The organism is Allobacillus saliphilus (assembly GCF_018138385.1).
In the GTDB taxonomy this organism is placed as follows: domain Bacteria; phylum Bacillota; class Bacilli; order Bacillales; family Alkalibacillaceae; genus Allobacillus; species Allobacillus saliphilus.
On the sequence record NZ_JAGSIE010000007.1, the window covers coordinates 154,802 to 160,829 of the forward strand.

The 6,028-nt window shown below is 39.6% G+C and carries 5 protein-coding genes and 1 riboswitch; of the genes, 1 reads left to right on the forward strand and 4 read right to left on the reverse strand.

The window, feature by feature from the left end; translation table 11 throughout:
• Positions 1–321: 321 nt before the first annotated feature.
• From KC820_RS03025 to KC820_RS03035, 3 genes are all read right to left on the reverse strand, one after another.
• Positions 322–1,344, reverse strand: coding sequence for an aromatic ring-hydroxylating dioxygenase subunit alpha (locus tag KC820_RS03025; protein WP_212367916.1), 1,023 nt, complete (start codon positions 1,342–1,344; stop codon positions 322–324).
• Positions 1,331–2,683, reverse strand: coding sequence for a uracil-xanthine permease family protein (locus KC820_RS03030; RefSeq protein WP_236782497.1), 1,353 nt, complete (start codon positions 2,681–2,683; stop codon positions 1,331–1,333). The genes KC820_RS03025 and KC820_RS03030 overlap by 14 nt, the downstream gene beginning before the upstream one ends.
• A 221-nt stretch (positions 2,684–2,904) precedes the next feature.
• A riboswitch (purine riboswitch) is annotated at positions 2,905–3,006 on the reverse strand.
• A gap of 355 nt (positions 3,007–3,361) precedes the next feature.
• Positions 3,362–4,003, reverse strand: coding sequence for a pentapeptide repeat-containing protein (locus KC820_RS03035; protein WP_212367920.1), 642 nt, complete (start codon positions 4,001–4,003; stop codon positions 3,362–3,364).
• 171 nt (positions 4,004–4,174) lie between these two features.
• On the opposite strand from KC820_RS03035, the gene KC820_RS03040 reads away from it, so the two are divergent.
• Positions 4,175–4,552, forward strand: coding sequence for a DUF4870 domain-containing protein (locus KC820_RS03040; protein ID WP_212367922.1), 378 nt, complete (start codon positions 4,175–4,177; stop codon positions 4,550–4,552).
• An 84-nt stretch (positions 4,553–4,636) separates the two neighbouring features.
• On the opposite strand, the gene ltrA is transcribed toward KC820_RS03040, so the two are convergent.
• Complete coding sequence (ltrA, locus tag KC820_RS03045; RefSeq protein WP_212367924.1) at positions 4,637–5,920, reverse strand: group II intron reverse transcriptase/maturase; 1,284 nt, start codon at positions 5,918–5,920, stop codon at positions 4,637–4,639.
• Positions 5,921–6,028 lie beyond the last annotated feature (108 nt).

Sequence of the window (6,028 nt, forward strand, 5' to 3'; positions counted from 1 at the left end):
CTCCATATATTTCTATATACCTATATACTAAATATATCAAAATATTATAGCGTTGGATAGATGGGAGCACTTAACTTACGTGACAATAAAAGGACAGTACATCAACATTGGTTTATAGTTTTCTTTAATCATTTCGTAAAGATCTTTTCATTTTGAAAAATCAAACCCTCAAACCTCCCAAAAAGTCTGTGTGTCTACTCATGCAATAGTGGACCGCCAGTTAAATCTCTTCAATTCATTCAAGTATTCAGCTCATTTTCCAACGAAAAAAGACAGGTTCATCACCTGTCTTTTTTATCTAAACCTCTTCGATTTTCTCTATTATTTAACCGCAGACTTCTTTTTCATCCGTTCTAATTTTTCTTCATCTAACGGAAGTGTCCCTGTCTCAATCCCCAATTCAGACAACCAACGACGGTAAGCGATTGTCAGTGCGTCTGATTTCAAATGCATCTCCGCCTGCAAATCCAATGGAAGCAATTCTGGTTTTTGGCTTTCGACGATATCAAGGTCTTGGTAGAAGATTGTATCCTGGAATTCACGGTATGGTTCGTCTGGTTGATCGAGCTCATAGTTTCGTGTCAATAACATGAATACACGGCTTTTTTCATTGTCTTCTTGATTGACCGCGGTTAAAATCGTGAATTCTTCATCGGATCCTTCTGTCGTTTTTGTAAACCGAGCGACTGTCGGGCGTAATACTTGATAGACATAATCGGTGTATCCACCTTTTGAGCGACCGTCCGCATTTGGTTGATAGACTGGTATTTTACTTGTCGTTAAGTGTCCATCTACAAAATCGACGTTATAGTCAACGACTTCTGCATGATTCGCATCACCTAACATGCCTTCGTGGACAAACATAAGATGAGCGACATCAATAAAATTTTCAATAATTCGTGGTGCATTGGCATTCACTTCATACGGTCCACAAATAATTGTTCGGTAACCATCCGCTTCACCTTCCGGATAGTTGATGAGTTGTTCTGGTTCATCTCCAAGGCAGACCCAAATCAATCCCATATATTCTTCACAATGATAGACTACAGCGCGAGCTTTCTTCGGGATTGGTCGTTCACAAGGTAGTGCCGGAATTTTTGTACAAGCACCTTGTTCGTCGTATTCCCATGCATGATAAGCACAGACAAGTTTTCCATCGACGACTTTCCCTAACGATAACGCTGCGCCACGGTGAATACATAAATCCTTGAATGCATGAACACCTTTTTCATTGCGGAAAATGACGACGCGTTCACCTAACACGTGTACCTGTTTCGGGTCGTCACCTAGTTCGTCAGCTTTACAAACGGGATGCCAATCATTCCATAATCTATCTTGTTGCATATTCTATCTCTCCTTTTGCAGTAACTGTCTTTTTATCTTCCAGCTTTTCTGGTAGTAATACATTCAACAATAATGCACCTATTGCTCCGACCGCTGTTCCGGAAGCAACAAAATACGTAGCCAAAGTCGGCAACTCGCTCATCACTTCTTGTGGAATGAGGGCTGCGAATAACGCCAACATAATCGGTACTCCAATCACAATCATATTTCTTTCCGTAAAGGGTTCGTTTTTAATGACTTTCAGGCCATTCATCATAATGACAACACATAGAACGGCGAACACACCACTGATGACAACACCTGGAACACTTGCAATAATACTCGTTAGTTTAGGCATCATACCAAGAATGACTAAAATCGCTCCTCCGGCAATAATTGGACGGCGACTTTTAATACCTGTCACAGCGATGATCCCTGCGTTAGAGGAATATCCAGTCACGGGTGTCCCTCCGAAAAATGATCCGGCAAAACAACCTAATCCTTCACCAACTGCGCCCCCGTTCAATCGCTTGTCATCAAGTTTCTGATCCGTTACTTCACCGACTGTGAACCATGTTCCGGTTGTTTCAATAACGATAATCATATAGATGGCTATCATAATTAAAACAGCATCTAATTCGAATGTTGGCATTCCAAAAGCGAAAATACTTGGAAGGGCAAACCATGAACTATCTTTTACGGATGAAAAATCAACGAGTCCATAAAAGGACGCGATAATTGTACCGATGCCAAGCGCCATAATGACAGATGCGAGCTTCACAAAACGGAAGCGTTTAGTCGCTTTTTCACCGAGATACATGCAGCCGATCAAAATCGATGCAGAAATAAAAGCAATCATGATATTTACATTGGCGTTTCCTGGAGCGTTATACACGGAACTAATGGCACTCGGCATCAAGGAAATTCCCACAACGACAATGACCGTTCCAGCAACAATAGGTGGAATGAATTTTTTCACGACTTTACTGAATAGCTTCAGTCGTCCGATTAATGCAATGAGAATTGCTCCTGGAATCAAACTGCCGATCATCGCTCCTAATCCTGATGTCGTACCGATTGCTGCGAGTGCAGTTAACGGAACAAACGATGGTCCTTGCATCACAGGAAGCTTCATCGCAAATCCCGCTTGAATTAATGTTGCCAACCCACATGCGATAAACGTCATTTGAATCAATAGCGCTGTATCCCCTACTGTCAATGAAAGCAGTCCAGCTAATATGATCGGCGGGATAAATAAATCCATCGCCAACACATGTTGGAAGCCGACAAAGACTGATTTACTGACAGATATTTTTTCATCATTGGGAGACGGCTCTTTTTCCTTCTTTTTAGGTTCCATTTCAGTAACTTTTACTTCACTTTGAACACTTTCCATTGATTAACGTCCTCCCTTTAGTGGTTGCTCGACGTTTTTCATATAATCCAATCTCTGAGAGAAATGAAATTGGAACACACAGTACGTTTTCGAACATTAAAAAAGCTCGAACTACACGCCTATGTAAAAGCATGTACTTCGAGCTTGTTAAAGTCGAAAAGTAACTCGCATCTTAATAAAAAGATGCTACCGTACGTGCTTTTCATAGTCGGTTTATTTACGGTAAACCGGTAGAAACTTGCAGGCCATATCCCCGCGATTATATGAAAAACGCTTATGAAATTGTTTGGTTTTAGTATAACATTATTATAAGAGCTGGCAAGTAGTTTGCGAGATTTTTTTATAAAAAATGAGTGGAACGCTTACATTAACTTTGAATAGCATAAGAAAAATAGTTAGAAACCGAACATTAAAGTAATATTTGTTATTAACGTTTGTTAAAGTCACATTGGTTCTATGCCTTGATTTTAAGTGTTAGAACGCTTATTTGAACGGTCTGATTGAAGTTTTGAACAGTCAACGACATTGTTTGAACAGTCAAGGCGCTGTTTTGAACGGATAGTGAGCAGCTTTGAACAGTTAGCCGAGTTTTTTGAACGATCAGAGCGACGATTTGAACGGTTAGCATACTTTTTTCAACAGTTAACCCTTCACCGTCACACCAAATAACTCAATCAATGAGATCGCTTGGTCTGCAGAGACGATTGCTCCTTGAATATCCTCTTTTTGAATATGTATTTGCCTTAATTCACACTCACTAAGGTCAACATCTCTCAGCGAAGTTCCGGTAAATTGCACGTCATCAATTGTAGATGAGCCGAATTGCACATTGAAAAACTCCGATTCTATGAAATTGGCACTTTTCAGCAAGCAGTCACTGAATGCTACATCTTGCATGTTTGCTACATTAAATAACGTATAAGGTGCTTGGCAATCAATCATTTGTACATCGCGCAGTTCGGCACAATCAAAGTCAGTACCGACCAATTTGCAATTTCTGAATTCAACGTGATTCATCTGTGTATTGGTTAAATTCACATTTGACAGGTCACAATTCTCAAATATGACGTCAACAAAAGATGAAAATCGTAATTGTGCTGCATCGAAATTCACTCCTTTAAAATGAACTTCTTGGAATCTTGCATGTTCAGCATTGATTGGCTTTTCAATTGTAAGGATTTTTGCCATTTCCACATGTGAATAGTCGTCAAAAATAGCCAAGTCCCTTTCTTCCAGGTGTTTAGGTAAGTCTGGGTGTTCGATTGGACGGTTTTTCTTTTTCATAACTTGTACTCTCCCTCATCAATTTTGTATCTATTCATCATTCTTTATCGAAATAGGTATTTGGGCAACTTTTTTGCAAAAATGTATACCGAGGTATACATTAAATCGAACCTTCAACATGCTATGATTATAGTACTTTACGATTATTAAATGCTAAAGGAGGGTTCGTTCATGTCGACCGAAAAAGCATTCACGCAAGATGTAAAGCAAGATCGGAAAAATAACAAAGCGATGGCAATCATCTCATACTTAGGTATTTTTGTCATTGTGCCGCTGTTAGTCGCAAAGGATTCTAGATTCGCTATGTATCATGCTAATCAAGGACTCATTTTGCTCATCTTCGCGGTTATTTTTTATACAATTGGTTCAGTCATTCCCGTTATTGGCTGGCTGTTGGTTTTACCTCTAACTTCTATTGTCTCACTTATTTTAGCTATTATGGGGATCATCAACGCGGCAAATGAGAAAGAAAAGCCTCTACCGTTAATCGGAAAATATACGATTATCCATTACGATGAACTTGATAAAGGTCCGCAATCTTCTTCTTAAACAATCGAGTAGGAGGAGGTAGTTAACCTCCGACCTCTCACACCACCGTACGTACGGTTCCGTATACGGCGGTTCAATTTTATATTAAGCATGTAATTTCATATAGTGTTGTACACCGGAGATTAGCCCGAACCGGGCTAATCTTTTATTTGTTATAGTAGTAGTAAGAATCCACGAATAAGCAATGCGGACTGCACCCTTACTCGTGTAGCTATTCATGTAGGCATTATATTTGCTCATACCCAGTTTAATCAGATTCTTTCTCCTGTTCTTTGGTGTTTTCCACTTCGTCCAAATACACATTCTTAGACGCATTCTTGTGTGGGAGTCGATTCGTTCAAGAACAGTCTTCATGTAGCCTACCTTAAAATAATTAACCCACCCTCTTATGAGTTGGTTAATTCGTTCGACTTGATACTTCGTATCAACACTCCACTTTCTCTTGGTTAGTTGCTTAAGTTTGTATTTGAATGATTGAATCGATTTCTCATGTGGTTTTGCTTTGTACTCTTTAGTTTGGTAGTCTTTAAAGAAGCCAAAGCCAAGAAATTTTAACTCTGGGTTATTGGGTTTGGTCACTTTTGATTTAGTAGTGTTGACTATAAGACCAAGCTTTTCTTCAATGAACTTTGATACCGATCGCATAACACGATTTGCAGACATCTCGCTTTTGACCATGATGATACAGTCATCAGCGTATCTCACAAAGCGAAGTCCGCGATTTTCAAGTTCTTGGTCTAGTTCGTTCAGCATGATGTTACTTAATAAAGGAGATAAGTTACCACCTTGCGGTGTACCTATGATTGTCTCTTTATATCCTTCATCCAGTTGTACCCCGCTTACTAGGAACTTTCGGATGAGTGAGATGACATCCCCATCTTTCACTGTTCTCGATATAAGGTTCATTAAACGGTCATGATTGACCGTATCAAAGAATCGCTCTAAGTCTATATCTACAACCCATTCGTAACCATCGTTCATGAATTCAAGTGCCTGACGTATAGCCATTTCAGCGTTACGCCCTGGTCTAAATCCATAGCTGTTTGGATGAAATTGTCGATTAAATATGGGTGTTAAAACCTGAGCTATAGCCTGTTGAATAACCCTGTCTACTACAGTTGGGATTCCTAAAAGACGTACTCCGTCCTTATCTTTAGGGATTTCGACTCTTTTGACTGGCAATGGTCGATATTCTCTTTGTCTGATTTGACGGGTAATATCTTTTGTGTTTTCTAGCATGTACAGGGGGAGTTCTCCTGTTGTCATACCATCTACACCTGCGGCACCTTTATTTTTGATGACTTGTTTTTGTGCCCGTTCGAGGTTATCCCTTCTTAATATACTGTCTAGCAGTTTCTTATCGTACATGCCTGTTACTTCCTTTCTTTCTCGTGAAGTTGGTATCCACTTTAACGCGATGTGCCAGTGGTCTATTTCCTCTTCCAATACAGAATTCTGTAACGATAAAATTGTTCA

What these genes read in the sequence shown, in the direction of transcription:
- KC820_RS03040 (WP_212367922.1), top strand. Translation starts at nt 4,175, where the DNA reads ATGTCGACCGAAAAAGCATTCACGCAAGATGTAAAGCAAGATCGGAAA.
- ltrA (WP_212367924.1), bottom strand. Translation starts at nt 5,920, where the DNA reads ATGTACGATAAGAAACTGCTAGACAGTATATTAAGAAGGGATAACCTC.
- KC820_RS03035 (WP_212367920.1), bottom strand. Translation starts at nt 4,003, where the DNA reads ATGAAAAAGAAAAACCGTCCAATCGAACACCCAGACTTACCTAAACAC.
- KC820_RS03025 (WP_212367916.1), bottom strand. Translation starts at nt 1,344, where the DNA reads ATGCAACAAGATAGATTATGGAATGATTGGCATCCCGTTTGTAAAGCT.
- KC820_RS03030 (WP_236782497.1), bottom strand. Translation starts at nt 2,683, where the DNA reads ATGGAACCTAAAAAGAAGGAAAAAGAGCCGTCTCCCAATGATGAAAAA.